This window comes from Desulfothermus okinawensis JCM 13304 (assembly GCF_054654515.1).
In genome coordinates this window covers 1-748 of sequence record NZ_BAAIEW010000070.1, presented here as the reverse complement: position 1 = coordinate 748, position 748 = coordinate 1, and the positions used below count along the sequence as shown (strand labels likewise).

Below are 748 nucleotides of genomic sequence, written 5' to 3'. Positions count from 1 at the left end.
CACTCTTGGTGCTACCCAAAATAGACTGGAGTCTACAATTAATAATTTGAATAACTATGTACAAAAACTAATAGATGCAAATTCCAGGATAGTGGATGCAGATGTTGCAAAAGAAGCAGCAGAGCTTACACAAAACAATATCAAACGTCAGGCAGCTGCTGCAATGCTTGCACAGGCCAATCAGAATCCGGCAATTGCACTACAGCTCCTGCAGGGACTATAATATTACATTAAGGAGAAGTACTAAATGGCACTTGGCTCCATATACAATGCATATCCCAATGGTAGGCCCAGTGGCTTACCAGATGACATAGTGGATCAACTGGTACATGTAAAGCAATTGCAACTACTCACTCCCATTGAGCAGGACATACAGAGCGAGCAGGCAAGAAAAGACAACTATACCTCCCTTAGTTCTAAACTCATTGATCTGTATCAGGCAGCTGATAATATAGATACCTCCTCTTCTTTCCTCACCAAATCTGCTTCTTCTTCTGATGAAGATGTAGCATCTGCTACTGTCTCTAATTCCGCACATACCGGGACTCACTCTTTAACTGTAAATCATCTTGCTAAGGCCCATCACCTTATAATTGGGGTGGATGATGGTGATCCTGCAACTGGCGTAACTCAAGGAATCCCTGAACCAGATAATGCTACTCTAATTGAAGATGGAATTACTCTCTCTTTTTATCATAATGGAACTCTATATTCTTATACCACTGATTCCAACACTACACTAACTGAC

The 748-nt window shown here is 41.2% G+C and carries 2 protein-coding genes; both read left to right on the top strand.

Annotated features, from left to right (window positions below; translation table 11 throughout):
* A partial coding sequence (locus ACYQ0O_RS13060) for a flagellin (RefSeq protein ID WP_459893772.1) occupies positions 1-223 on the top strand: 223 nt, incomplete at its 5' end.
* Positions 224-247: 24 nt separating this feature from the next.
* Positions 248-748, top strand: a 501-nt coding sequence (locus ACYQ0O_RS13055) for a flagellar cap protein FliD N-terminal domain-containing protein (protein WP_162508105.1), incomplete at its 3' end; no start/stop codon positions are given.